The following is a 22,439-nucleotide window of genomic DNA, read 5'->3' as shown; positions in this document are numbered from 1 at the left end:
ATGGAACTCGCTGCCGACCTGATACATTGCGAAACACACGGTGCCATCGCGCGCCTGACAATGAACAGGCCGCAGGCGCGCAACAGCCTGTCACTGGCCATGTTGGATCGGCTGCACAGTGCGATTCATGCATTGGAGCGCGACAACAGCATTCATGTGATCGTGCTGGCGGGCAACGGTCCGGGGTTCTGTGCCGGGCATGACCTCAAGGAACTGACGGCGGCGCGTGCTTCGGACGATGGCGGGCAGGCGTTTTTCGACAAGACCATGAGCGCCTGTTCACGGCTCATGCAGGCCATCGTCACCTGCCGCAAGCCCGTGATAGCCGAAGTACATGGTATCGCCACCGCTGCCGGATGCCAATTGGTGGCCAGTTGCGATCTTGCCATCGCCTCAACCGAAGCCCGTTTTGCCACGCCGGGGGTGCATATCGGCCTGTTTTGCTCCACCCCGATGGTGGCCTTGTCGCGCAATGTCTCGCGCAAGGCGGCCATGGAGATGCTGCTGACCGGCGATATGGTAGATGCCGATACAGCCCTGGGATTTGGCTTGTTGAACCGGGTGGTCGCGCCTGGTGACCTGACCGCGACGGTGACAAAGCTTGCCCAGAAAATCGCCTCCAAGGCACCTGCCACGCTGAAGATCGGCAAAGAGGCGTTCTACGCACAGGCCGAAATGTCGCTGTCAGAGGCTTACGACTACGCCTCGGAGGTGATGGTCATGAACATGATGAAGGCCGATGCCGAAGAGGGTATTAACGCCTTCCTTGAAAAACGTGATGCACAATGGGTGCCACTCTGAGAGCAATCAAGGACCACCAAGCCATCCTTTTTTGAGCATTCGGACACATCACATGGCAGACATTCACACGATTGCAGTGATCGGCGCGGGCACCATGGGCGGCGGGATTGCCATCTCTGCGTTGGCGGGCGGAATGGATGCGATTCTGACCGACGCGTCACCAGAGGCGCTGGAGCGGGCCGAGCGCCGTGTGCGGAAATTCTTTGACCGTCAGGTTGAGAAGGGTCGTATCAGCCCCGACGAGGCGCGCGGCGCGCTGAACCGCTTGCAGCTGTCAACGGATCTGGCAGCGGTTGCGAGCGCGGATCTGGTGATTGAGGCGGTGTTTGAGGACATTGACATCAAGACATCGGTGTTTTCCCGTCTGGAAGACATCGTCGCCCCGGCGTGCCATCTGGCCACCAATACCAGCGCTTTGAAGGTTTCGGTGATTGGCGCGGCACTTCGTCATCCCGAGCGGCTGTGCGGCCTGCATTTCTTCAGCCCCGCCGAAGTCAATCCGGTGGTTGAGGTGGTACGCAGCGATGCAACAAAGGGCAGCACCGTCTCTGCCGCGCTACGCTTTCTGGAAGCGTGCCGCAAGACGCCCATCGAATGCCGGGATCACAGCGGCTTTGCTCTGAACCGCTTCTTTTGCCCCTATACGAACGAAGCCGCGCGTTGCCTCGATCTTGATCTTGGCACACCGTCACAGATTGACACTGTTGCCTGCGAAACCCTCGGTGTGCCGATCGGCCCTTTTGCGGTTATGAACATCGTCAAGCCACGCATCAATCTGGCCGCAGTCCGCAATCTCGCACATCTTGGCCCGTTCTACGCCGCAGCCCCGGCGCTGGTCGCCTGCGGGGATGCGGATGGGGTCTGGCCTCTGGACGGCGCTGGCGCGGCGCTCAGCCAAAGCGCGCGTGATAGCATCGCGGATCGTCTTCAGGGGGCGATCTTTTTTGCCGTTCAACAGGCTCTTGCCGAAGGCGTCGCCTCCCCTGAGGCGATTGATCTGGGGGCAACCAAAGCCTTTGGGTTCAAGACCGGCCCAGTTGGGATGATGCAGGTCTTGGGATCAGAGCAGGTTCAGCGGCTGATCGATCTGGTCAACTGACGGCGAAGCGGCGTTCAGGCAGATATCCCGCCCGAACGCAGTCTTCTCAAAACACAGGGTCTATATGCATCCGCGCCGAGACCGAGTTGGCAACAAAGCAGTACCGATGCGCGCGTTCGTGCATCTTCTCGACCTCTTCGGCGCTTTGCTCCATGCCGGTATCAAAGGTGATCCGCGGCGTCAGCTTGAGATCCGTCACCGCCATCTTCCCATCGGGCAGCTTGCCCAGAACAGCCTCGGCGCGGTCATGATACGCGGCAACCGACCACGAGGCTTTCGCAGCCAGGGCGAGAAAGGTCATCATGTGGCAGCTTGACAAAGACGCCGCCAACGCCTGTTCCGGATTGGTCGCAGAGGCATCCCCGCCCCAGTCAGGGGCTGCATCCCCTGGAAGCGTATAGTCGGCATTGTAAGTGATGTCATGGGCGTTGCTGTACTCCCCCGGCGCCAGTACAGGCGCGATCCGGGTCCAGGTGAGGTCAACTGAGAGGTCAGACATTGCGATCTCCTAAGCCTTGAGGATCATTGAATAAACGTGCAATTTAGCGATCCAACTTCATTCGTAAATATCGAAATCTTCGCAACCACATTTGAAAAAGCTATGCACTGAGAGATTGGGTCGGCGCGGTTGCCGCTCACCCAAACAGCAACAAGCCGCCAAGGATCAGCCCACCAAGGAACAGGGTTTCCAACACGATCAGGGCAATGGCCTGACCGCCAATATCCGATATCTTTTGCAGCGAGGTCTTCATCCCCACAGCGGCAATGGATGCCAAAAGCGCCCAGCGTGACAGATCGGCCAGAACCGGGCCAAGGGCCTCCGGGATCAGCGCCATCGAGTTCAGCCCCGCCAGGATCAGAAACCCCAGAATGAACCCCGGCACCAAGGGCGGTCGTTCGCCTGCACTATGCGTGGCACTCTCCATTCGCCGCACCACCAGCACGAGGATCAGAACAACCGGTGCCAGCATCATCACGCGGATCAGCTTGACCAGAGTGGCCACCTCGCCGGTCTCGTCCGAGATGGAGAACCCGGCACCGACCACCTGCGCGACATCATGGATCGTGCCACCAAGGAAGATGCCGGTTGCCAGCGGATCAAGATCAAGGGTCGTCACCAGCAGCGGATAGAGGATCATAGCCAGGGTGCTGAGCACGGTCACGCCAAGCACGGTGAAGGTCAGATTCCGTTCAGAATGCTCATTCTTTGGCAGGACGGCAGACAGGGCCATTGCCGCACTGGCGCCGCAGATCGCAACCGCACCGCCGGTCAGAACACCAAACCGCCAGCCCCGTGACATCAGACGTGCCATCAAGAGACCAAAGCCGATGGTCAGGACCACGCCAGCAAAGAGCAGTGCAATCATGCCCGCCCCAAGATCGGCCACCAGGGAAAAGCTGATCCGCGCGCCCATCAGGGCCACGCCAAAGCGCAGGATATGGCGTGCGGTATAGCTGATGCCGTCCACGCATGGGCCGTCGTCTGACAGAAACTGAAGCGCCATGCCAAACAACAGCGCCATCAACATCGCCGGAACGCCGTAATGCTCGGACAAGAACATCGCCGCGATTGCCACCACCAGCGAGACAAACACGCCGTGCGTGATCCGTTTGGCGAGTGCAAGACGCCTGGCCGGGTACAATCGCATGTTTGTCTCCTTTGCCGATCCCGGCCCGGCGGGGGCGCTCAGGCTCCTGTCTTGAGTGCGGATTGTCAGGCCTGCGGGTTTTCGACAATCACGGCAATACCCTGCCCGCCGCCGATACACATCGTGGCAAGGCCGTAGCGTCCGCCCGTACGCCGCAATTCATAGATCAGCTTGATCAGGATGATCGCGCCGGAAGCCCCCACGGGGTGTCCAAGCGCAATCGCGCCGCCATTGGGGTTGGTGATCTCTTCAGGGAATTCCAAATCGCGCGCGACAGCACAGGCCTGGGCCGCGAAGGCTTCGTTCGATTCAATCACCGAGATGTCCGAAATGCACAGGCTGGTCCGCGCCAATGCCTGTTTCACCGCCGGGACCGGCCCAAGTCCCATCACTTCAGGGGCCACCCCACCCAGACCATAGCCGCGAATATGCGCCAGAACTGGCAGACGGGCGTCCAGAGCAAAATCCGGGTCGGCCAAAATCAAGGCGCCCGCGCCGTCATTGATGCCGGACGCATTGCCGGCGGTCACCGATCCGTACTTCTGAAACGCCGGTCGCAGGCCGGACAACCCGTCTTCCGTGACATCCGGGCGGGCGTGTTCATCGGTGTCAAACACAGCCTCTTTGCGCCCCTTGCGCACTGTGACCGGCAGGATTTGCTCGGTAAACCGGCCTTCACCAATCGCTCGGATCGCCCGGGCATGGGATCTGGCGGCCAGCGCATCTTGCTCCGTGCGGTCAATATCGTATTGTGCGGCAACATTTTCGGCCGTGACCCCCATGTGACCGCTGCCAAATGGATCGGTCAGAGCCCCGGTCATCATATCCGTGGCGACAGCATCGCCCATCTTTGTGCCAAACCGCGCTGTCGTCAGCAGGTGGCCCGCGCGGCTCATGCTTTCGGCGCCACCTGCCAGAGCAGCCCGTGCGTTCCCCAAGAGGATCGCTTCTGCCGCCGTGACCACGGCTTGCAGCCCGCTGCCACACAGCCGGTTCAGCGTAAGAGCAGGCGTGGTTTCCGGCACGCCCGCACCAAGGGCAGCAACCCGGGCCATGTACATATCTTTAGGTTCGGTATGAATCACATGGCCAAAAACCGATTGTCCGATCTCCTCTGACGCGATCCCTGCACGCGCAATCGCCTCGGTCGAGACTTGCCTGGCCAATTCCGTCGGTGGAACCGAGGACAGCCCCCCTCCAAACCCTCCAATTGCGGTGCGCGCACCGGATAAAACTGCCACGTTCATTTCAATCTCCTCAAGGTTTTGCCTGAAACGCAGGCGCGGATTCGGGCCAGATGGGGCGCCCGAAAGGGGGTACTCCCGCAGGCAACAGGTAGTGTCATGGCTCGAAGACTTTTGGCGGATTGGCACTCCGGGTTTTAGCAACATCTCCCGGTTCGAACTCTGTGATGGCGGCAGGCCATCGTCCTAAAAGGAGAAGTGAACTCGTGCTGGCCGAGGGCCGGGCCCGGAACCACTGTCCTGTTTCCTTACATGCATTCAATTTCAGGGGACGTTAGGAGGAAGCGCGGCGTATGACCAATACATCTTCGGCGGGAGTGCATTCGGGATACCTATGTGGAGATCAACATCTTTGATGCTCGGCACCTAGAGGATGAAGAGCGTTCTAACCGGCATGATGATGGCTCCATTGTCCGAAAACACAACTGAACGACTATTGGCTGGCACCGGTAGAACCTCTACCTTGGCCTCGCTTGGATAAAGATTTTCTGGAAGGTCGACGATTGGTACAACTATTGGCTTAAGAGCCCATCTAGCGCGCGCTTCGGAGCGACAATGGCTTTCCGACATCTCGTCTATCCAGCCATATAGAAGCAAAAAGTATTGCTTCAGCCTATGGCACCTTCGGGTTTTTCAACGGCCGCTCTGCCGATCCGCGTTGTGTCGCCTTGGAAGCCATACCGCACGCGCGAGGTGCTACCGCATCAGTAAAAAGGCAGCAAAGTCCGCGTCTCGATTGTCCCATTCCATGCTCCTTTTTTGGACACGGGTACTTTACCCCAGTGTCCGGGAACGGGAACGAAGTGCATGTCCGGTCTCATGACTATCGCTGCAGTGCTAAAAACTCACTGCCGCAAGTGCGAGCAAATGCTGCATGAGCAATAGCGACGTGAGCGAAAGGTGGCTGTGTCCGCACCGCGTCATTTCGCGCCGAACGCAGCGAATGTCGGGAGTTAGTTGAGTTCTTTGCGATGCTCGACATCTGACCAATGTTTGTTGATAGGCAACTGACGCGCCCGCCGTGCGACATCATCGTATGTAACCGGCATGAAATCCCAGACATCGACACCGACATTGACGGAGTTGCGTGAGCCGCGCCAGTTGTTGTGTATGTGCCCAAACAACTGGAGAGCTTCACGTCTTGCGTGGTTCCATGTGATCATTGGGTAGTGGCAAAGCGTATTTCGCTGCTTCTTCGGCCCATCGAGCACTTCGGCAATCATTGAAACAGACGTCCAGCTCAACGACTGGGTGAGATCGCTGTCGTGATTGCCAATGATCAGGTGCTTGCGTGCTCCGGGCAGCTGGCCAAAGATCTGTTGTAGATACGCTGCGTCTTTCGCTGGTCCCCCGAAGGCAAAATCTCCGATGATCCAGAGATCGTCCTCAGGCTTTACGACCTTCCACATGTTTTCAAGCATAATGCCGTCCATATGAGCGGAGGACTTGAATGGACGGTCGCAAAACCGAATAACGTTTTCATGCCCAAAGCGGGTGTCTGCAGTGTACCAATTTGTCATGTTCGCCGCTTCATATCTGTTAATTGCTTAGAGCCCCTAGGGCGATCGTCTTTAGACGGCTACGGGACGCCGCATTCCCCTGGCGGTGACACGCTTCCAGTCGAGTCCTTCAAACAGAGCTTCAAATTGGGACTTGTTTAGGGTGATCATACCGTCTTGGATACGTGGCCACTCGAAGCCTTTGCCCTCAATGCGCTTGTACGTCATCACGAGACCTGTGCCGTCCCACACGATCAGCTTGAGACGATCTGCCCGTTTTGAGCGAAAGATGAAAATGGTGCCACTGAAGGGGTCGAGCTCAAATTCATTCATGACAATGGCGGCCAGGCCATCCATGCCCTTTCGAAAATCGACAGGCTTGGTTGCGACGTAGAATTTGAAGTTGCCCGCCGGAGAGATCATTGGCCACTTTCGAACGCGCTGATCAACTGAGCGAGCTGATCGATTGGGAAACTCGACGGTAGCAGAACTTCGCAGCCTGCGCGCCTGAAAACAATCTGTGATGTCGGAGGCGGTGCAGCTGGCTCAGCACGCTCAACCTTGATTTCGGCGAACGCCGGAGGTGGCTGTTGTGTCTTCTTTGGCTTGTGCGATGATTTTCGAGAACCGCCTTTCCTCCAACTGTAGGCCGTCTTGTTCGAAACCTGACAGGTCTTTTGCACCTCACTGATTGATAGCTCGCCGGATCTCATTCTCTGACCCATCGCGCCTTTGAACTTTGTCGGCCAAAGACGACGACCATCTTTCCCGACAGGGATGGAGTAGCCGTAGGCGTGGAAGACGTTTTCGATTTTCTGGTCACTTGCGAGCTCACCCAAAGCTTGAGAATTCATGATGCCTGTATCCTTTTTGAGGCATCATAAACGGATCAAATTGGCTTATTTAGGTGCTATTTCGGGGGTCAGATGCAACGCTTACTCCATCCGACAAGCTGAGGTCGGATCAACCAAGACCATGCTGGATCGGGTAGAGGACAAGTTCGATCTGCATCCCGAACGCCTGATCGCGGACACCGCCTATGGCACCGGGCCGCTCTTGGGCTGGCTTGTCGAGCGCAACATCGCCCCGCACATTCCGGTCTTCGACAAGTCCGGGCGCCACGATGGCACCTGGACGCGGGCCGACTTCGAATGGGACGCCGAAAACGATCAATATGTCTGTCCCGAAGGTCACGCCCTGAAGCAGTTCCGCCGTAACTATTCTGACCCAAACCGAGGGCCAACTGACAAGGGCACGGCCCGCTACCGCGCCCTGAAAGACGTTTGCCAGGCCTGTCCATCAAAAGCCAAATGCTGCCCTAATGCCGATGCGCGGAAGATCACCCGTGAGGAGCACGAAGACGCCCGTCAGGTCGCACGCGACATCGCCAAGACCAAGCAATACGACATCTCGATGAAACTCAGGAAGAAGGTCGAGATGCTCTTCGCTCATCTCAAACGCATTCTTGGTCTTGGCCGCCTCCGATTACGCGGACCATGCGGTGCAAATGACAAATTCCTCCTCGCCGCCACCGCCCAGAACCTCCGCAAGCTGGCAAAGATCTTTCCCGCACCGCAGCAAACGCGAAAAGCCTGATCAGAAAGGCACGCACGCCCAGTTCAGAGGGCCACTTTCTGCGTCAGCAACACGTTGTTTTTCAACAGAATCGGCGGAAAGCGGAAGTTCGCTGCATTATCTATCAAAAGCGGTGAATTGGACGAAAGCGGATATCGCCCACCGGCCCCGCAAACCGTCGTCCAGATGAACCACAGGCCGATCATGCACTAACAATCAAATTGGACCACTCTGGTGGGCCTGATCACAGGGTTTTCGACCTCAGGTCAACTTGGGGGTCACAAGAAAGCTCGCCCCAAACGTTCTTCGGGGCGAGCGACTGCCTGCTGTTTGAGTCAGGATTTTTCTTCTTCGATGGATGCCAGCAAGGCTTCAAGCATTGCTTCACCTTCGGTGCCAAAGTTCTCTTTGATCAACTCGATCACAGCAGGCTGGGCCGCTTCAGCGAAACGTGCTTGTTCTGCTGGTGAAACAACGTTGACTTCCATTTTTTCCATCAGCTTGGGGAGAGCTTTGTCGGAAGATTCAACAACACGGGCCATACCGCGACCTGCGTCGACCGCCACTTCTGCCGCCCAGTCCACGATGTTGCGGTGCTCTTCGCTCAGAGTGTTGTAGAATTCAGCGTTCATCAGCCACGTGTATGGAGTTATGATGTGGTTGGTCACACTGAGGTAATTTTGAACTTCGTCAAAATTATGATTGGCAATAATTGTCACCGGGTTCATCTGACCATCGGCAACCCCGGTTTGCAGCGCGCTGTAGACCTCTGCCCATGGCAGCGGCGTTGGCCTGCCGCCCAGGGAACTCACGATAGCTTCGTGAGTTGGTAGTGTCATGGTGCGGATCCGCAAGCCGTCCATATCTTCCACCTTGGTGATCGGGCGCTGGCCATTGGTGAATGCGAAGAAACCACCCGCATCCAGAAGCCCTATGACCTTCATGCCGGTTTTTGCTTCCACATCCGTCGCATACTTCTGGCCAAAGCTGGACTCCAGGCTCATGACGCGGCTTGCGACTGCGATGTTCGGGAAGGCGAACGGCAGGTCAAAAACGCCAACCAACGGATAGTGCTGTGCCACCCCACCAGAAGAAGAAATGGTCGCCTCGACCAGACCTGCGGATACTTGCTCAATGACTTCATTGTCCTTGCCAAGCTGACCACTTGGGAAGCCCTGAACTTCAATTTCTCCGTTGGACGCGGATTCCACCAGCGCCTTGAACACCGAAACCATAGCTCCAGAGTTACTTTGGAAGGGGTCTTCCGGATTCAGGTGAGCGATGCGGATGGTTACATCTGCGGCCAAGGCAGGAACTGCAAGTGCAACGGCTGCAAGTGTTCCTAGCGTTAAGCTTCTGAGAGATTTCATTTTGCGTTCCTCCATGTTTACGCAGACAGTTTTGAATTATTGGCCGACTGCCTAGAAACCGAGCAGACGGGGGACAAAGAGGGTGAGATCAGGCCAGAAAGCCACCAAGATCAGGATTAGAAATTCGGCGATGATGAATGGCCAAAGCGCCGATGAAATCGCCTCCACTTTGGTTTTCGTCACCGACGCCAATACAAAGAGACAGGCGCCAACCGGTGGTGTCATCAGCGATATGTTCAACGCGAGAATGATCATGATGCCCGCGTGTACAGGATCCATTCCGATGCTAAAGGTCAGCGGTGCCAGGACAGGTGCCAGAATGATCAATACGGCATTGATGTCCATGAACAGGCCAATGACCAACAAAAGCAACAAAATCAGACCGATAATGACGTTGGGGTTGGACGAGAGCGACAGCATCCCCGAAGCAATCGCCTGCGGGATTTGATTAAAGGTCATCCACCATCCAAGGATGCTCGCCGAAGCAATGATCAGGAAGATGACACCGGTGATACGCGTTGTGCGCACGCAGACCACATAGATGTCTTTCCAAGTCAGGGCACGATAGATCACGCCGCCAACAAAAAGCGCGTAAGCCACGGCGATGGCCGCCGCTTCTGTTGGTGTCACGATGCCGCCCAAGATCGAGCCCAAGATGAAAACCGGCAGGATCACTGCCAGCCAACCTTCCTTGAAGGCCACCCACACAGAGCAAAGACTTGGTTTCTCAGTGCCTTTCGGCAGGTTGAGGCGTTTGCCCAACAGCGCAATCACTATCATGCAGACAATTGCTATCAACAGTCCCGGCAGGATACCTGCCGCGAAGAGACCAGCAATGGAAACACCCATAATCGAACCGTAGATGATCGCCAGTGTTGAAGGGGGAATGGTCGGTCCAATAATCGAACCTGCTGCGGTTACCGCACAAGCAAATTTGCGGGTATACCCGGCTTTTTCCATGGCCGGTACAAACGTGTTGCCGAAAGCCGCCGCATCTGCCGTCGCAGAACCGGTTATGCCAGCAAACAATACCGAAGCAACCATGTTTGAATGGGCCATGCCACCGCGCAGCCAGCCCACAAGCGCCTCTGCCAGCTTAACCAAACCCAGCGTTATACCGGACTTGTTCATGATCTCGCCTGCCAGAATAAAAAATGGCATTGCAAGGAAGGGGAAGAGGTCAAGACCGGCAAAGAGGCGATCAGGCGCCATGGCCATAAAACGTGGACCCATGTCCAATATGCCAACCATCCCGGCAACACCAATCACAATTCCAACAGGCAGGCCAAACGCCATTAGGAAAACGAAAAGAAACAAGACGATGAGCATCAGAACGCCTCCAGCTTACTCGACTCGGTTTGAGCGCCGGGGTCGTCTGACTGATCAGATGGAGGTGAGGCAAAGGCATCATGAATGCCTACAAGAAGCAGTTGCAAGCAAGCCACGCCTGCAGCTAGCGGCACTCCGATAAACGGATATCCTTTTGGCAAACCGTAAATCATCGTGATGCGGCGAAACCCGCGTTCTACGAAGTCGATTCCGTACCAGAAAAGAGCTGCAAAAAAGACAAAGGCAATGATGTCAAAGCTGATCGCAAGAATGCGGCGCAGCTTGCGCGGCAATCGTTCGAATATGAAGCTCACACCGATATGCTCGCGATAGGCAATGCCGCTCGAGACAGCCAAAAGCGCCATCCATATCATCAGATAACGCGCCAGTTCTTCTGTGAAGGTCAATGGGAGTGGGATTAGGTAGCGAACCATCACGCCCAACCAAACATCCAAAACCAGCAAGATCAGCAGCAGAACACAAACTCGTTCCACCACCCAGTTCACCCGTAGGCTGGCTGCTTTCGCTATGCGTGCGATGCGATCCATACCCCCCCCCTGGCTGACACAACTCGAGTCGGCATTTTCATTTGTAACTGTTGTAAAATTGATTTTTTAGTCTTGTCAATTATGAAAATATGTTTTTAATTTTGGTCACACCATGTATTTGGATGGGTTGATGCTTTTCGACGAAAAAATAAGAGACTTATACGAGACGCTGCCGGGAAGTGAGAAATCGGTTGCCGATGTGATGCTCGAGTTTCCGGGGGATGTCGCGATTTACGCTTCATCCGAATTGGCCTCGCGTGCAGGCAGTTCAAACTCGGCGGTCTCTCGCTTGGTCAAGCGCTTAGGATATAAGGATTATCGCGAAGTTCAGCTTGAAGTGCGCGAGGCGCAAATCAAAGGCGTTGCATTATATCGCACAACCGCAAAAGGACGGGATGCCTCGGTGAGCGGCAGCTTTGCGGGTCATGTGGAACAAGAAATTTCCAACTTGACCGCTACCTTTGAGGCGCTGAATCCACAAGAGCTTCAAGATGCGGTAGAAGCCACCCTGGCCGCCCGGCGGGTTTGGGTTATCGGCTTTCGGAACGGCTATTTCTTTGCTTCCTATCTGCGCCGTCATCTCTCTGTAATGCGGTCTGACGTGGGTCTTTTACCTGTTGACGGGCAATCCGTAATGGAAGATTTGGCCCACGCCGGTCCTGAAGACGTGGTCATCGCCATCGGTCTGCGCCGCCGCGCGCCCCTGCTGGGAGAAGCCATGGAGCTTCTGCACAGCATGGGTGTGCCGATAGTCTATTTTGCCGACCATCGTACCGTTTCAACCCTGAAGTTCGCCCGCTGGTCGTTTCTGTGTCAAACCACAGGGAATTCCCTACTTGACTCACATGGTTCGACCACAAGCCTATTGAATCTCTTCTGTTCAGAGTTTCACAGCCGTGGCGGTCGGCGAACACAAGAGCATCTGGCCCGAATGGAAAAATATGTGAACGCTTTGTCTGAGGCAGACGACAACAACTAGTGCCCGCGTCCTTGATCGCCATTTGTAACGGAGAAACTCATGAAAATCTTGTCTGTGGATGTTTATCACGTCGAAATGCCATATTGGGAGCCTTGGGTAACCTCCTTTGGGAGTTCCAGTGGCACCGGAAGCGTTATCGTCAAAATGACAACCGATGCAGCGGTTGGTTGGGCCGAGACCGCGCCTACCAGATCTGCGCTTTTTTCTCCGGAGTATACAAAAGGTGCCTATGGCCTGATCAGCGAAATACTCGCGCCGCAGATCATTGGCTTGAACATAGAGTCTGGTGAGGACATTCAGAGACTGATGTCAGCACAAAAAGACAACCCATTTGCCAAAAGCGCTTTGGATGTTGCGTGGTGGGACGCGCATGCGAAGACGCTGGACAAGCCGCTTTGGCAGCTTATTGGCGGGCAATCAGAATCTGTTGCGGTTGGGGCAGACCTTTCGATTCGGAAAACCGCAGAAGAAACTATGAACGATGTTGCCGAGGCGGTTGCAGCGGGATTCACGCGGATCAAGTTAAAGTTTGGCCGTACTGGCTCGCTTGACCTGCTCCGACAGGTGCGTGAAGCGCATCCCGACATTCAGTTTCATATCGACTGCAACAGTTGCTTTACGCTGGATGATATAGAGACACTCCAAGCTCTCGACGAGATTGGCATGTCGATGATCGAACAACCATTGTCCCACGACGATCTAGTCAACCACGCCGAGCTTCAGAAAGCCATCAAAACTTCTATTTGCCTGGATGAAAGCATCAACTCTGTGGAAAAGGCTCAAAAAGCTCTTAAACTTGGTGCCTGCAGGTGGATTAACATCAAAGTCGGGCGCGTGGGAGGACTAACGCCGGCCCTAAAAATTCACGATCTTTGTCAGGCACATGGGGTGCCGTGTTGGGTTGGCGGCAATTTGGAATCCGGTGTGGGACAAGGAGCCTCGCTGGCCTTGGCAACCATGCCGAACATCAAGTACCCGTGTGACATCTTTCCGTCTAGTCGTTTTTATGAGAATGATCTGGCAAGTCCGCACATAACGGTATCGGAGGCGACAGTTTCAGCACCAACGAAGCCTGGGCTGGGTTTTGAACCGAACCCAGAAATATTGAACAGACTTACAGTTAATCACTCATATATCCAATGAGGCCATACTACCTGTAGTGGTGACTTCGTTCTGCGCAACGGTATTGGTGCTGGATTGAAAAACTTACGAGTGGCTTCTTTAAATCCAAAGCTCACGGAAAATCAAACATACGAGTCTTGTTGATCCACTCCGGTGGAACCATTGGGATGGCAAAAACTGACGACGGGTATGCGCCTCAAAAAGGTGTGGTTGAGGAAGCGTTGCGGCTGGTGACGTGGAGGCACCGGTTGGTATTCAAATGCTCGAGCCTTTGATCGAAAGCGCCTGGGCGACACCGGCCAATTGGAACAGACTTGCCAAGTGTATTCTCGACACCAGCCTAAGCCATGTTGCTTTTGTTGTCACCCATGGGACGGATACATTGGCCTATATTGCAGGAGCGCTCTGCCTCGCGATGCCGGGTTTGCAAAAGCCGGTGATTGTGACCGGTGCCATGCTCCCTCTGACGGTCGAAGGTACAGATGGTTACCGCAACCTGAGCGATGCGCTAAACGCGGCAGAAAACGGATCACCTGGCGTCTGGGTGCAGTTTGCAGGCAGGCTTCTGCATGGGGCTCGCGTTCGCAAGTCGCATGCAGGCTCTTTTGATGCATTTGAGGCAATAACCTGTGCTGCAGCCCCCCTTGTTCCCGGAAACCAACTTGATGTTATCACAGTTGCAAAACTAGATGTAGGCATATTCTCTTTTGCCCCAGGGACTTGCGCAGATCTTTTAACCAGCGCCGTTGACCTATGCGATGGACTGGTTTTGCGATGCTATGGATCAGGAACTGCTCCAGACACACCGGAAATACGACTGGCCCTGGACAATGCCCGTGTTCGAGAATTGCCGGTTATTGCGGTCAGCCAATGCCCAAAGGGCGGGATGAAGATGGGAACCTATGCTGCCAGCAGTGTGATGCGAGACAACGACGTTGTCGATGGGCGAGACACCACCCTGGAAATGGCGTATGTAAAAATGCACTTCTGCCTATCGTTGTGCGACGATTACCAAGCTAAACATGAATTCCTTGGTGAGTGCCATTGTGGTGAGTTCAGTTTCCAAAGCGATGGGTGAGGCAATTTGTGTCGCCGAGTGCGGGACAACGCATTTCGACCGTCGATGTATGATAGCATTGTTCTAAATCCCCCCGCACTGCGCAATAGATCGTCCCGCTTTCTCGGCACCAATTCAGTTTGAACATTCCACTTGTTTAGGAATTTGCCTCCATGGAGTCGCTTGCGGCATCGGGCAAAATGACACTCCAAAAATTTTTGGACCCCCTGTGAGAGCCTACCGCTATGTAGACGTTGGATTCCTGTCTGGCGTGATGTTTAAACGCACGAGGTATCTGGATCTGTGTCTGGACATGGGAGGAGGCCGAGACCCCGGAAACCACCCGATCTGCATAGTCGAACGCTAAGAGTGGAGGAAGATTTCTCAGTCGTCCATGGCGCCAACTTCATCCGTTGAAAACAATTCGGCGAGCGTCGCTTCGCGTCCCGCCAATGCGCCGTCACGCACAGTGGCGAGAACTAACTTTCGGGCTGAAGTCTTTGGAAGACGGAGCCTTTTAACCTTGGCGGACCGATATCTTTCGACATCAGGAGCGGGCAGAAGCGTAAATCCCAGTCCCGCTGAGACACATTCCATGATGGCTTCCAGGTTATCGAGAACGATCGTCTCGGACCCCTTTGGTCGGTCATGCTTCAGCATTTCACCTGCGATGAGTTTCCCGATGCCCGTGTTGGGCATGAAGTGAAAGAATGGCTGCTCACTCAGCAAACCCGAGAGGCCGTCCTTTAGGAGGGTTTCATGGGCCGCAAAAACAAAAGGTTCTTCCCTCAGCACCAATTCTGACAGCGCATCTGGAACGCCTTCGGCATCCGTGACAAGTGCGGCGTCGAGTTGCCCATTCACAACCTTCTCCTGCAGCACTTTTGAGAGCCCGGTCTCGAATTCGAAGGTCGCCTGTGGCGCATCTCGCGTGGCGTTCTTCAGAAAATCAGGCAGCAGGCGAACGGCGGCGGAGGTCACAAAGCCGATCCGGAAATGTCCAACCAATGTATCCGTGGGCCTGCACAGATCGAGAAGCTTGTCCTCGCTTTGCAGCAGCGGCGTCGCGGCCTCGACGATGGTCCGTCCGATAGGCGTCAAGCGCGGCGGTCGCACAGACCGGTCAAAGAGATCGACACCAAGCTCCGTTTCCAACGCTTTCATCTGCATGGAAAGGGCGGACAACGTCATGTTCAGTTGCTCGGCTGCTTTGGCAAAGGAGCCGACCTTTGACACCCGGACCAGGGTTCGGAGAGAGCGTGTCTGCATTACTTAAGAAACTCTGTATTTGATATCCAATCTTATTCGATTGTGTTGGATTTTAGCAAGCGTATTCTGACGAAAAGAGAATGAGGGACATGCCATGACACATCCGCTTGTGAGCGTCGCCAGAGAACTAGCACCGGGCTTCGAGAAACGCGCTGCAGAGTGGGATAAATCCCGGGTCTACTGCTGGCAGAACGTTGGTGAACTCGCCGATGCCGGGATCATGGGGATGTCTATTCCGAAGGAATATGGCGGACAGGGCGCAAGCTTCCTCGACGTCGCCATGGTGGTCGAAGAGATCGCGAAAGCCTGCACGCTTACAGCGCGCATCGTTGTCGAAGGCAACATGGGCGGAATCAGCGCCGTGATGGGCTATGGCAATGATGAGCAAAAGGTCTTCTGCGCTCCGCATGTACTGGCCGGGGACAAACCCGCGATCTGCATCACGGAACCCGAGGCCGGAAGTGCCGCAACCGAAATGCAGACCACCGCCCGGAAACAGGGCGATACATATGTCCTCAACGGGGCAAAGCACTGGATCACCGGTGGTGGGGCGTCAAAACTTCACCTGATCTTTGCCCGCGTCCTCGATGAAGCGGGTGTCGAGCAGGGTATTGGCGGCTTCATCCTCTTTGCCGATGCGCTCTCCGGCGAGATGCCAAAGGGGTTCACCGTCGTGGGCCGCGAATACACAATGGGCCTCTGCGGGATGCCGGAAGCGGAGCTTCGGTTCGAAAATGTCGAGATCGAAGAAAAGTGGTTGGTCAGACCGCCGTCTGGCCTCAAGCGGGGCTTTGCTGATCTTATGAATGCCTACAATTCGCAACGCGTGGGTGCTGGCACCATCGCCATGGGTGTTGCCGCAGGGGCGCTCGAACATGCGAAACGCTACCTCCTTGAGCACGAGCAGTTTGGGCGTCCGCTCGCGGAATTCCAGGGTCTTCAATGGATGGTCGCGGATATGGACACGCAAGTGCACGCAGCCCGTTTGTTGCTGCATGAAGCGGCACGGTCGCGTGGCCCGAATGGCAGCCAGTACCCTGATATGACGATGGCCGCCCGTGCCAAGCTTTTTGCCTCGGAGATGGCAATCAAAGTCGTCAGTGACGCGCTGCAGATGTTCGGCGCACGTGGCTACAGCGACCGCGAGCCCTTGGAACGTATGTATCGGGATGTGCGCATGTTCACCATAGGCGGTGGAACGGCTCAAATCCTTAGAACACAAGTCGCCGGGAACGTTCTTGGCATCAAAACACCACAGACGCGTGATGGATATGCGCGCCTCACAGATACGGCGCGCTTCGCGGCTGAATAGGAGATCTCATGAAAACTGACAAAGACCTTCGGGCCGCCGACCTCGTCGCGCGGCGGCTCTACGAGGCTGGCTGCCGGCATGCATTTGGCATGCCGGGCGGCGAGGTGCTCACGATTGTTGATGCGCTGGAAAAGGCAGGCATCAAGTTCATCTTGTGCAAACACGAAAACAGCGCCGGCTTCATGGCCGAGGGCGCGCATCACATGACGGGCGCGCCGGGCATTTTGGTGGCAACCGTCGGACCCGGTGCCTTCAACGGAGTCAATGTCGTTGCGAACGCGCAGCAAGACCGCGTGCCCTTGATCGTCCTGACTGGCTGTGTCGATGCAACCGAAGCCCTGACTTATACTCATCAGGTTCTGGACCATCAGGCCGTATTCCGTCCCATCACCAAGGCGAGCTTCATGTTGACTGCAGAAGGGGCGGACACGATTGCAGACAAAGCAGTGGCCATTGCCACGGATGGCCGGGACGGTCCTGTTCATATAGACGTCCCGATCTCTGTGGCCGATGCAAAGCCCGGACCGGTTGAGATGCGCCGCCGGGCCAAGGTCAGCGCGGTTGTTCCTGGGGAAGATGATCTCACACTGGCCCGCTCTTGGCTCGCGTCTTCCAAGCGACCCGTGATGATTGCAGGCCTCGACGCTTTGAAGGACAATGCAAGCGCAGCGATTTTGCGATTTTGCGAAGCGCAGAACGTACCGGTCATCACGACATACAAAGCCAAGGGCATCGTCCCGGAAGATCATCCCCTCTGCCTGGGCGGTGCGGGCCTGTCGCCCAAGAACGATGATATTCTGCTGCCCTTTGTGCAGGAGGCCGATCTGATCATTTGTGCTGGCTACGACCCCATCGAAATGCGGGTTGGGTGGCGCGATGTCTGGGATCCCGAAACTGTCAATGTCATCGACATCGCAGCCGAGCCCAACACCCACTACATGCATCAATCGACCCTCCAGCTCGTCAGCCATGTCGGGCTGACGTTGGACGCTTTGTCAGATGGCATTGCGACAACGCCAAGCTGGTCAGGTGGCAGAATTGACTCGGTGCGTGACAACCTGACCACGGCTTTTGTAGAGACGGGGGCGTGGGGACCTGGGGTGGTCATTGATATCTGTCGCGACATGCTGCCAAAGAACACGGTTGCGACGGTCGATTCCGGCGCGCACCGTATTCTGTTGTCACAGAAGTGGCGCTGCTACGCTCCGAAGGGCCTGTTGCAGTCTTCCGCGCTTTGCACGATGGGCTGCGCGGCGCCCTTGGCGATGGGCGCCTCCCTGATCGAACCCGAGCACACCGTTGTGTCTTTCTCTGGGGACGCCGGCATGCTGATGGTCGCCGGTGAATTGTCTACGGCGGCGGAGCTCGGGTTGAAGACCATCTTCGTGGTGTTCGTAGACGCCAGCCTCGCGCTGATTGAAATCAAGCAGCGCGGGCGGCAGCTCAAGAATGCAGGCGTGGATTTTGCCAAACATGATTTTGCCCGGCTGGCGGAGGCTTTTGGTGGGGCGGGTCATACCGTCGGGACGGCAGCAGAACTGAAAGATGCACTTTCTGCTGCACAATCCTCAGATAGCTTCACGGTTATCGCCGCTGTGATTGACAGGGGGGCGTATGATGGACGGATCTGATATGCGGGCCGACCGATTGGCTGCTGTCGCACCTTCAATGATCATGGGACTTGTGGCCAAGGCCCGTGCCCTGAAAGCCAAGGGACATCCGATCATCGATCTTGGGATCGGAGAGCCGGACTTCAAAACGCCCGATCACGTGAAGACTGCCGCGATAGAGGCCATCCATAACGATGAAACGCGCTACACCGTTGTGGCCGGCACGCCAGCGCTCAGGTCCTCGATCTGCGACAAGCTCAAGCGTGACAATGCGCTCGACTATGCACCGGAAGACATCACCGTCTCCGGCGGTGCAAAGCAGGTCATTTACAACGCTCTCGTGGCCTCGCTGTCAAAAGGCGATGAAGTGATCATTCCCGCACCGTACTGGTCATCCTACCCCGATATGGTCGCCATCGCCGATGGCACACCTGTTATCGTGGACTGCCCGCAGGAGGACCGGTTTCTTTTGATGCCGGAACGGCTTGAAAAAGCCATCACGCCGCGGACCAAATGGCTTATGCTGAATTCGCCCTCGAATCCAACAGGCGGGGCCTATAGCAAGGCACAGCTCGCGGTCATTGCGGAAGTGTTGCGCAGGCATCCAAATGTTTGGGTCCTTAGCGATGACATTTACGAGCATCTGATGTTTGAGGTTCACCGCTTCGTCTCGATCCTGAATGTCGCCCCCGACCTGAAACCAAGAACCTTGCTGGTCAACGGCGTCTCGAAGGTTTTCGCGATGACCGGGTGGCGCATCGGCTATGGCGCGGGTCCGGCATCCCTGATCGCGGCAATGAATGCGGTCCAAGGCCAAAGCAGCACACATGCATGCTCCATCTCGCAAGCGGCATCGGTTGCGGCACTTGATGGTCCGACGGATTTCTTTGTGCACCGTGCAAAAAGCTTCGAACACCGCCGCAACATCGTCGTTGATGCGCTGAACGGGATCGACGGCATCTCCTGTTTGCGACCGGAAGGCGCTTTCTATGTCTTCCCACATGTTGGAGGCCTCATTGGTCGGACGACACCCGACGGCGTCATCCTGACGGACGACACCGCGGTCAGCACTTGGCTTCTGGAAACACATCATCTGTCGACCGTGCCCGGTGCTGCCTTCGGGCTGTCACCCCATATCCGCATTTCGACAGCCGCCTCCGAGGATGACCTGCGATCCGCCTGTGTGCGCATCAAAACAGCGGTCGGATCGTTGAAGGTTGCAGCATGACCGGACCTCTGACAGGCCTGCAGGTCCTCGATCTCAGTCGTATCCTGGCCGGTCCCACATGCACGCAGCTTCTTGCGGATTTGGGAGCGGATGTCATCAAGGTCGAGAACCCGCGCACCGCTGGTGATGACACGAGAAGCTGGGGTCCCCCTTTTGTTACTGGCGTCGATGGCAACGCATCGGACCTCAGCACCTACTTCGTTTGCGCAAATCGGAACAAGCGCTCCGTGGCGATCGATCTCGCAAGCCCCGAAGGACAACAGTCCGTCCGGAAGTTAGCGACGCAATCCGATGTACTTGTCGAAAACTTCAAACCCGGTGCGTTGAAGAAGTTCGGTCTGGACCACGAAAGTTTGTCCCGTTTGGCCCCACGCCTTGTCTATTGCTCGATTTCCGGGTTCGGCCAGACGGGACCGAACGCCACCAAACCGGGATATGATCTCATGGCGCAGGCCTATGGCGGGATCATGTCGCTCACAGGCGCACCTGACGGTGAGCCGATGAAAGTCGCTGTCGGCATCGCCGATGTGATGTGTGGGATGTACGCGTCATCCGGCATCCTCGCGGCCTTGCGGCATCGCGATCAGACAGGGGAAGGGCAGCACATTGATCTCGCGCTTGTGGATACGCAGATAGCGTGGTTGATCAACGAAGGCGCCAACTATCTGACCAGCCGCGAATTGCCTCAACGACGGGGCAACGGACATCCAAATATCGTGCCATACGAGGTCTTTCCGGTACGGGATGGTCATGTGGTCATCGCGGTTGGGAATGACAGTCAGTTCTCCCGCTTCGCGGAGTGGATTGGTCACCCGGAGTGGTCCAAGGACTCGCGTTTTGCGACAAATCCCGCGCGCCTGTCCAGCCGCGATATTCTCGTTGATCTGATCTCAGATGCTCTCGCGAGCTTTGAGATAGACAATGTGATCGATGGGCTGGAAGGTGTTGGCGTTCCAGTAGGACCAGTAAACACGCTGGATCGCGTCTTTGGCTCGGATCAAGTAGCAGCGAGGGAGATGCAAGTCAGCATTCCCAGTGCACATGCGGCCTTGGGCAAGATCGACATGATCGGGAACCCGCTGCGTTTTTCCAAAACCCCGGTGAGCTATCGTCGCCCACCACCGAAGTTCGGCGAACACACCGACGAAGTCCTGAGTGAACTGCAATGATCGACGACATCGTCGGGGGCGTCCCCGAGTTTAGCGCCTTTGTAGCCGGTGAGTGGGTAACAGGTGAGGCTGGCTTCGCAGTGTCCGACCCCGCGAGAGGTGAGACCATCATGTCCGTTCTGGACTGTGGTCCACCACAGATTGATGCAGCTCTGCGCGCTGCTGAGAGGGCTTTTGCTGCTTGGCGGCTTTCGTCCACCCATGAGCGCGCGAAGGTACTTCGCGCCTGGCATGACCTCGTCCTTGAGCACAAAGATCCGCTTGCGAAACTGATTACACGCGAGCAAGGGAAACCGTTGCGTGAGGCGGTTGCGGAAGTGGAGAATGCGGCGTCGTATTTCTCCTGGTTTGCTGAGGAAGCGCGTCGCAACCGTGGCGAGGTACTGCCGTTCGACGGCGCCCCTCGTCAGGTGATGGTCGTACATGAACCGGTTGGCGTTGTGGCTGCTATCACCCCATGGAACTTCCCGGCATCTATGGTGGCCCGCAAGGTGGCTCCGGCGATCTCGGCCGGTTGCGCCGTTATCTTGAAGCCTTCTCCGGAAACCCCGCTATCGGCCCTGGCCTTGGCGGCCCTCGGAGAGCAAGCTGGCGTTCCAGCGGGGCTTTTTTCTGTGCTGCCAACAGAGCGACCGGAGACCTTCGGTGAAATCATCTGCGACAGCCCGATCGTTCGGAAACTCACATTCACCGGATCGACGCGCGTTGGGAAGCTGCTGGCGGAGAAGTGCGCCAAAACCGTCAAAAAGCTCTCCCTGGAACTTGGTGGCAACGCCCCGTTCATCGTGTTTGCGGATGCCGATCTCGATCTCGCAGCAAGCCATTTTCTTGAATCGCGCTTTCGCAAAGCTGGCCAAACCTGCATCAGCGCCAACAGGCTCCTAGTGGAGCATTCGGTTGCGGAAGAGTTCGCAGCCCGTCTCAAGAAAAGGATGCTGGCCGATTTAAAGGTGGGAAGTGGGTTGGAGGCGGATACAACCATGGGACCGATGATTTCGGGTGCCGCAGCGAACAACGTCACGGCGCTGGTCGCCGACGCCGTTGGGGCGGGCGCCACCATCTCAATCGGAATCGATCAAGTCTCTGAAAACTGCTATCTGGCACCGGTGCTACTCGAAGATCTCCCAAGCGATGCACCTATCCTGACCCAGGAGATATTCGGGCCGGTTGCGGCGATGACGCGCTTTGCAACAATCGAAGACACAGTACAGCAAGCAAACTCAGTGTCCGCTGGTCTGGCGGCCTATGTCTATTCCGGCGATCTTGCAAAGGCCTGGGCGGTGGGTCGTCAAATCGAATGTGGCCTGCTCGGGATCAATGATCACCGCGTATCGATGGTCGAGGGACCATTTGGCGGCGTGAAAGAAAGTGGTCTTGGAAGAGAGGGTGGGTTGGGTGGGCTCAGGGAGTTTCTTGAAGAGAAACTGATCTCCGTTGGCGGCTTAACCTAAAACCACGGAAACATTGCTAGACGGTGGAGGTCTTCTTGGCTGCCCACGTTTCGGTTAACGCGCGCGAATGGATCGTTTTTGGTGAGACGAGAAATGTCAGCTTCTTTCCTCGGTCCCTGTATCAGCCA

General features: G+C 56.3%; 21 protein-coding genes and 1 pseudogene. 11 read left to right on the top strand and 11 right to left on the bottom strand.

Annotated elements, in window-relative coordinates; translation table 11 throughout:
- Positions 1 to 801: an enoyl-CoA hydratase gene (locus ACR3E0_RS17905; RefSeq protein WP_480480202.1), complete on the top strand. Its 801-nt coding sequence runs from the start codon at positions 1 to 3 to the stop codon at positions 799 to 801.
- A 52-nt stretch (positions 802 to 853) separates the two neighbouring features.
- Positions 854 to 1,900 carry a 3-hydroxyacyl-CoA dehydrogenase gene (locus ACR3E0_RS17900; RefSeq protein WP_480480201.1) on the top strand — a complete coding sequence of 349 codons (1,047 nt, stop codon included), beginning with the start codon at positions 854 to 856 and terminating at the stop codon, positions 1,898 to 1,900.
- A 46-nt stretch (positions 1,901 to 1,946) separates the two neighbouring features.
- On the opposite strand, the gene ACR3E0_RS17895 is transcribed toward ACR3E0_RS17900, so the two are convergent.
- The 6 genes from ACR3E0_RS17895 to ACR3E0_RS17870 form a co-directional block, all read right to left on the bottom strand.
- Positions 1,947 to 2,399: an OsmC family protein gene (locus ACR3E0_RS17895; protein WP_480480200.1), complete on the bottom strand. Its 453-nt coding sequence runs from the start codon at positions 2,397 to 2,399 to the stop codon at positions 1,947 to 1,949.
- Positions 2,400 to 2,535: 136 nt separating this feature from the next.
- Positions 2,536 to 3,549 (bottom strand): YeiH family protein, encoded by a 1,014-nt coding sequence (locus tag ACR3E0_RS17890; protein WP_480480199.1) that lies wholly within the window; start codon positions 3,547 to 3,549, stop codon positions 2,536 to 2,538.
- A gap of 65 nt (positions 3,550 to 3,614) precedes the next feature.
- Positions 3,615 to 4,796: a beta-ketothiolase BktB gene (gene bktB / locus ACR3E0_RS17885; RefSeq protein ID WP_480480198.1), complete on the bottom strand. Its 1,182-nt coding sequence runs from the start codon at positions 4,794 to 4,796 to the stop codon at positions 3,615 to 3,617.
- Positions 4,797 to 5,746: 950 nt separating this feature from the next.
- A complete protein-coding gene (locus ACR3E0_RS17880) occupies positions 5,747 to 6,226 on the bottom strand; it encodes a metallophosphoesterase (protein ID WP_480480197.1) in 480 nt (159 codons plus the stop codon).
- 138 nt (positions 6,227 to 6,364) lie between these two features.
- Positions 6,365 to 6,715 (bottom strand): IS66 family insertion sequence element accessory protein TnpB, encoded by a 351-nt coding sequence (tnpB, locus tag ACR3E0_RS17875; protein ID WP_480480196.1) that lies wholly within the window; start codon positions 6,713 to 6,715, stop codon positions 6,365 to 6,367.
- A complete protein-coding gene (locus tag ACR3E0_RS17870) occupies positions 6,712 to 7,146 on the bottom strand; it encodes a hypothetical protein (RefSeq protein ID WP_480480195.1) in 435 nt (144 codons plus the stop codon). Before ACR3E0_RS17870 ends, tnpB begins: the two co-directional genes overlap by 4 nt.
- A gap of 85 nt (positions 7,147 to 7,231) precedes the next feature.
- Between ACR3E0_RS17870 and ACR3E0_RS17865 the strand changes: the two are divergent.
- Positions 7,232 to 7,888 (top strand): annotated as a pseudogene (locus ACR3E0_RS17865) (transposase); the annotation flags it as partial.
- A gap of 23 nt (positions 7,889 to 7,911) precedes the next feature.
- On the opposite strand, the gene ACR3E0_RS17860 reads toward ACR3E0_RS17865, so the two are convergent.
- The 4 genes from ACR3E0_RS17860 to ACR3E0_RS17845 all read right to left on the bottom strand — a co-directional run bounded on the left by ACR3E0_RS17860 (position 7,912) and on the right by ACR3E0_RS17845 (position 11,114).
- Entirely contained in the window at positions 7,912 to 8,073 is a 162-nt protein-coding gene (locus ACR3E0_RS17860; protein ID WP_480480194.1) for a hypothetical protein, read from the bottom strand.
- 129 nt (positions 8,074 to 8,202) lie between these two features.
- On the bottom strand, positions 8,203 to 9,237 hold the full coding sequence (locus ACR3E0_RS17855) for a TRAP transporter substrate-binding protein (protein WP_480480193.1): 1,035 nt from the start codon (positions 9,235 to 9,237) through the stop codon (positions 8,203 to 8,205).
- A gap of 51 nt (positions 9,238 to 9,288) precedes the next feature.
- Positions 9,289 to 10,533, bottom strand: coding sequence for a TRAP transporter large permease (locus ACR3E0_RS17850; RefSeq protein WP_480481084.1), 1,245 nt, complete (start codon positions 10,531 to 10,533; stop codon positions 9,289 to 9,291).
- A gap of 32 nt (positions 10,534 to 10,565) precedes the next feature.
- Positions 10,566 to 11,114 carry a TRAP transporter small permease gene (locus ACR3E0_RS17845; protein ID WP_480480192.1) on the bottom strand — a complete coding sequence of 183 codons (549 nt, stop codon included), beginning with the start codon at positions 11,112 to 11,114 and terminating at the stop codon, positions 10,566 to 10,568.
- A 130-nt stretch (positions 11,115 to 11,244) separates the two neighbouring features.
- Between ACR3E0_RS17845 and ACR3E0_RS17840 the strand changes: the two genes are divergently transcribed.
- From ACR3E0_RS17840 to ACR3E0_RS17830, 3 genes are all read left to right on the top strand, one after another.
- Positions 11,245 to 12,093 carry a MurR/RpiR family transcriptional regulator gene (locus ACR3E0_RS17840; protein WP_480480191.1) on the top strand — a complete coding sequence of 283 codons (849 nt, stop codon included), beginning with the start codon at positions 11,245 to 11,247 and terminating at the stop codon, positions 12,091 to 12,093.
- Between the two features lie 39 nt (positions 12,094 to 12,132).
- Positions 12,133 to 13,236 carry an o-succinylbenzoate synthase gene (gene menC / locus ACR3E0_RS17835; RefSeq protein WP_480480190.1) on the top strand — a complete coding sequence of 368 codons (1,104 nt, stop codon included), beginning with the start codon at positions 12,133 to 12,135 and terminating at the stop codon, positions 13,234 to 13,236.
- A 214-nt stretch (positions 13,237 to 13,450) separates the two neighbouring features.
- Entirely contained in the window at positions 13,451 to 14,293 is an 843-nt protein-coding gene (locus ACR3E0_RS17830) for an asparaginase domain-containing protein (protein ID WP_480480189.1), read from the top strand.
- Between the two features lie 363 nt (positions 14,294 to 14,656).
- On the opposite strand, the gene ACR3E0_RS17825 is transcribed toward ACR3E0_RS17830, so the two are convergent.
- Entirely contained in the window at positions 14,657 to 15,541 is an 885-nt protein-coding gene (locus ACR3E0_RS17825) for a LysR family transcriptional regulator (RefSeq protein WP_480480188.1), read from the bottom strand.
- Positions 15,542 to 15,635: 94 nt separating this feature from the next.
- Between ACR3E0_RS17825 and acdA the strand changes: the two genes are divergently transcribed.
- The 5 genes from acdA to ACR3E0_RS17800 are packed head-to-tail and all read left to right on the top strand — an operon-like array spanning position 15,636 to position 22,311.
- A complete protein-coding gene (gene acdA, locus ACR3E0_RS17820) occupies positions 15,636 to 16,853 on the top strand; it encodes a 3-sulfinopropanoyl-CoA desulfinase (RefSeq protein ID WP_480480187.1) in 1,218 nt (405 codons plus the stop codon).
- Positions 16,854 to 16,861: 8 nt separating this feature from the next.
- Positions 16,862 to 18,484 carry a thiamine pyrophosphate-binding protein gene (locus ACR3E0_RS17815; protein WP_480480186.1) on the top strand — a complete coding sequence of 541 codons (1,623 nt, stop codon included), beginning with the start codon at positions 16,862 to 16,864 and terminating at the stop codon, positions 18,482 to 18,484.
- The gene (locus ACR3E0_RS17810) at positions 18,471 to 19,691 is read left to right on the top strand and encodes a pyridoxal phosphate-dependent aminotransferase (RefSeq protein ID WP_480480185.1); all 1,221 of its coding nucleotides are present in this window, start codon (positions 18,471 to 18,473) and stop codon (positions 19,689 to 19,691) included. Before ACR3E0_RS17815 ends, ACR3E0_RS17810 begins: the two co-directional genes overlap by 14 nt.
- Complete coding sequence (locus tag ACR3E0_RS17805; RefSeq protein ID WP_480480184.1) at positions 19,688 to 20,860, top strand: CaiB/BaiF CoA transferase family protein; 1,173 nt, start codon at positions 19,688 to 19,690, stop codon at positions 20,858 to 20,860. Before ACR3E0_RS17810 ends, ACR3E0_RS17805 begins: the two co-directional genes overlap by 4 nt.
- Positions 20,857 to 22,311, top strand: coding sequence for an NAD-dependent succinate-semialdehyde dehydrogenase (locus ACR3E0_RS17800; protein ID WP_480480183.1), 1,455 nt, complete (start codon positions 20,857 to 20,859; stop codon positions 22,309 to 22,311). The genes ACR3E0_RS17805 and ACR3E0_RS17800 overlap by 4 nt, the downstream gene beginning before the upstream one ends.
- Positions 22,312 to 22,439: the final 128 nt, after the last annotated feature.

This window comes from Ruegeria sp. AJ12, from assembly GCF_056536245.1.
This window is presented reverse-complemented; position numbering and strand designations above follow the sequence as displayed.

What these genes read in the sequence shown, in the direction of transcription:
- ACR3E0_RS17800 (WP_480480183.1), top strand. Translation starts at nt 20,857, where the DNA reads ATGATCGACGACATCGTCGGGGGCGTCCCCGAGTTTAGCGCCTTTGTA.
- ACR3E0_RS17810 (WP_480480185.1), top strand. Translation starts at nt 18,471, where the DNA reads ATGGACGGATCTGATATGCGGGCCGACCGATTGGCTGCTGTCGCACCT.
- ACR3E0_RS17860 (WP_480480194.1), bottom strand. Translation starts at nt 8,073, where the DNA reads ATGATCGGCCTGTGGTTCATCTGGACGACGGTTTGCGGGGCCGGTGGG.
- ACR3E0_RS17870 (WP_480480195.1), bottom strand. Translation starts at nt 7,146, where the DNA reads ATGAATTCTCAAGCTTTGGGTGAGCTCGCAAGTGACCAGAAAATCGAA.
- ACR3E0_RS17905 (WP_480480202.1), top strand. Translation starts at nt 1, where the DNA reads ATGGAACTCGCTGCCGACCTGATACATTGCGAAACACACGGTGCCATC.
- ACR3E0_RS17900 (WP_480480201.1), top strand. Translation starts at nt 854, where the DNA reads ATGGCAGACATTCACACGATTGCAGTGATCGGCGCGGGCACCATGGGC.
- ACR3E0_RS17890 (WP_480480199.1), bottom strand. Translation starts at nt 3,549, where the DNA reads ATGCGATTGTACCCGGCCAGGCGTCTTGCACTCGCCAAACGGATCACG.
- ACR3E0_RS17815 (WP_480480186.1), top strand. Translation starts at nt 16,862, where the DNA reads ATGAAAACTGACAAAGACCTTCGGGCCGCCGACCTCGTCGCGCGGCGG.
- ACR3E0_RS17850 (WP_480481084.1), bottom strand. Translation starts at nt 10,533, where the DNA reads ATGGCGTTTGGCCTGCCTGTTGGAATTGTGATTGGTGTTGCCGGGATG.
- ACR3E0_RS17825 (WP_480480188.1), bottom strand. Translation starts at nt 15,541, where the DNA reads ATGCAGACACGCTCTCTCCGAACCCTGGTCCGGGTGTCAAAGGTCGGC.
- ACR3E0_RS17880 (WP_480480197.1), bottom strand. Translation starts at nt 6,226, where the DNA reads ATGGACGGCATTATGCTTGAAAACATGTGGAAGGTCGTAAAGCCTGAG.
- ACR3E0_RS17855 (WP_480480193.1), bottom strand. Translation starts at nt 9,237, where the DNA reads ATGAAATCTCTCAGAAGCTTAACGCTAGGAACACTTGCAGCCGTTGCA.
- tnpB (WP_480480196.1), bottom strand. Translation starts at nt 6,715, where the DNA reads ATGATCTCTCCGGCGGGCAACTTCAAATTCTACGTCGCAACCAAGCCT.
- ACR3E0_RS17840 (WP_480480191.1), top strand. Translation starts at nt 11,245, where the DNA reads ATGCTTTTCGACGAAAAAATAAGAGACTTATACGAGACGCTGCCGGGA.
- bktB (WP_480480198.1), bottom strand. Translation starts at nt 4,796, where the DNA reads ATGAACGTGGCAGTTTTATCCGGTGCGCGCACCGCAATTGGAGGGTTT.
- menC (WP_480480190.1), top strand. Translation starts at nt 12,133, where the DNA reads ATGAAAATCTTGTCTGTGGATGTTTATCACGTCGAAATGCCATATTGG.
- ACR3E0_RS17895 (WP_480480200.1), bottom strand. Translation starts at nt 2,399, where the DNA reads ATGTCTGACCTCTCAGTTGACCTCACCTGGACCCGGATCGCGCCTGTA.
- acdA (WP_480480187.1), top strand. Translation starts at nt 15,636, where the DNA reads ATGACACATCCGCTTGTGAGCGTCGCCAGAGAACTAGCACCGGGCTTC.
- ACR3E0_RS17805 (WP_480480184.1), top strand. Translation starts at nt 19,688, where the DNA reads ATGACCGGACCTCTGACAGGCCTGCAGGTCCTCGATCTCAGTCGTATC.
- ACR3E0_RS17845 (WP_480480192.1), bottom strand. Translation starts at nt 11,114, where the DNA reads ATGGATCGCATCGCACGCATAGCGAAAGCAGCCAGCCTACGGGTGAAC.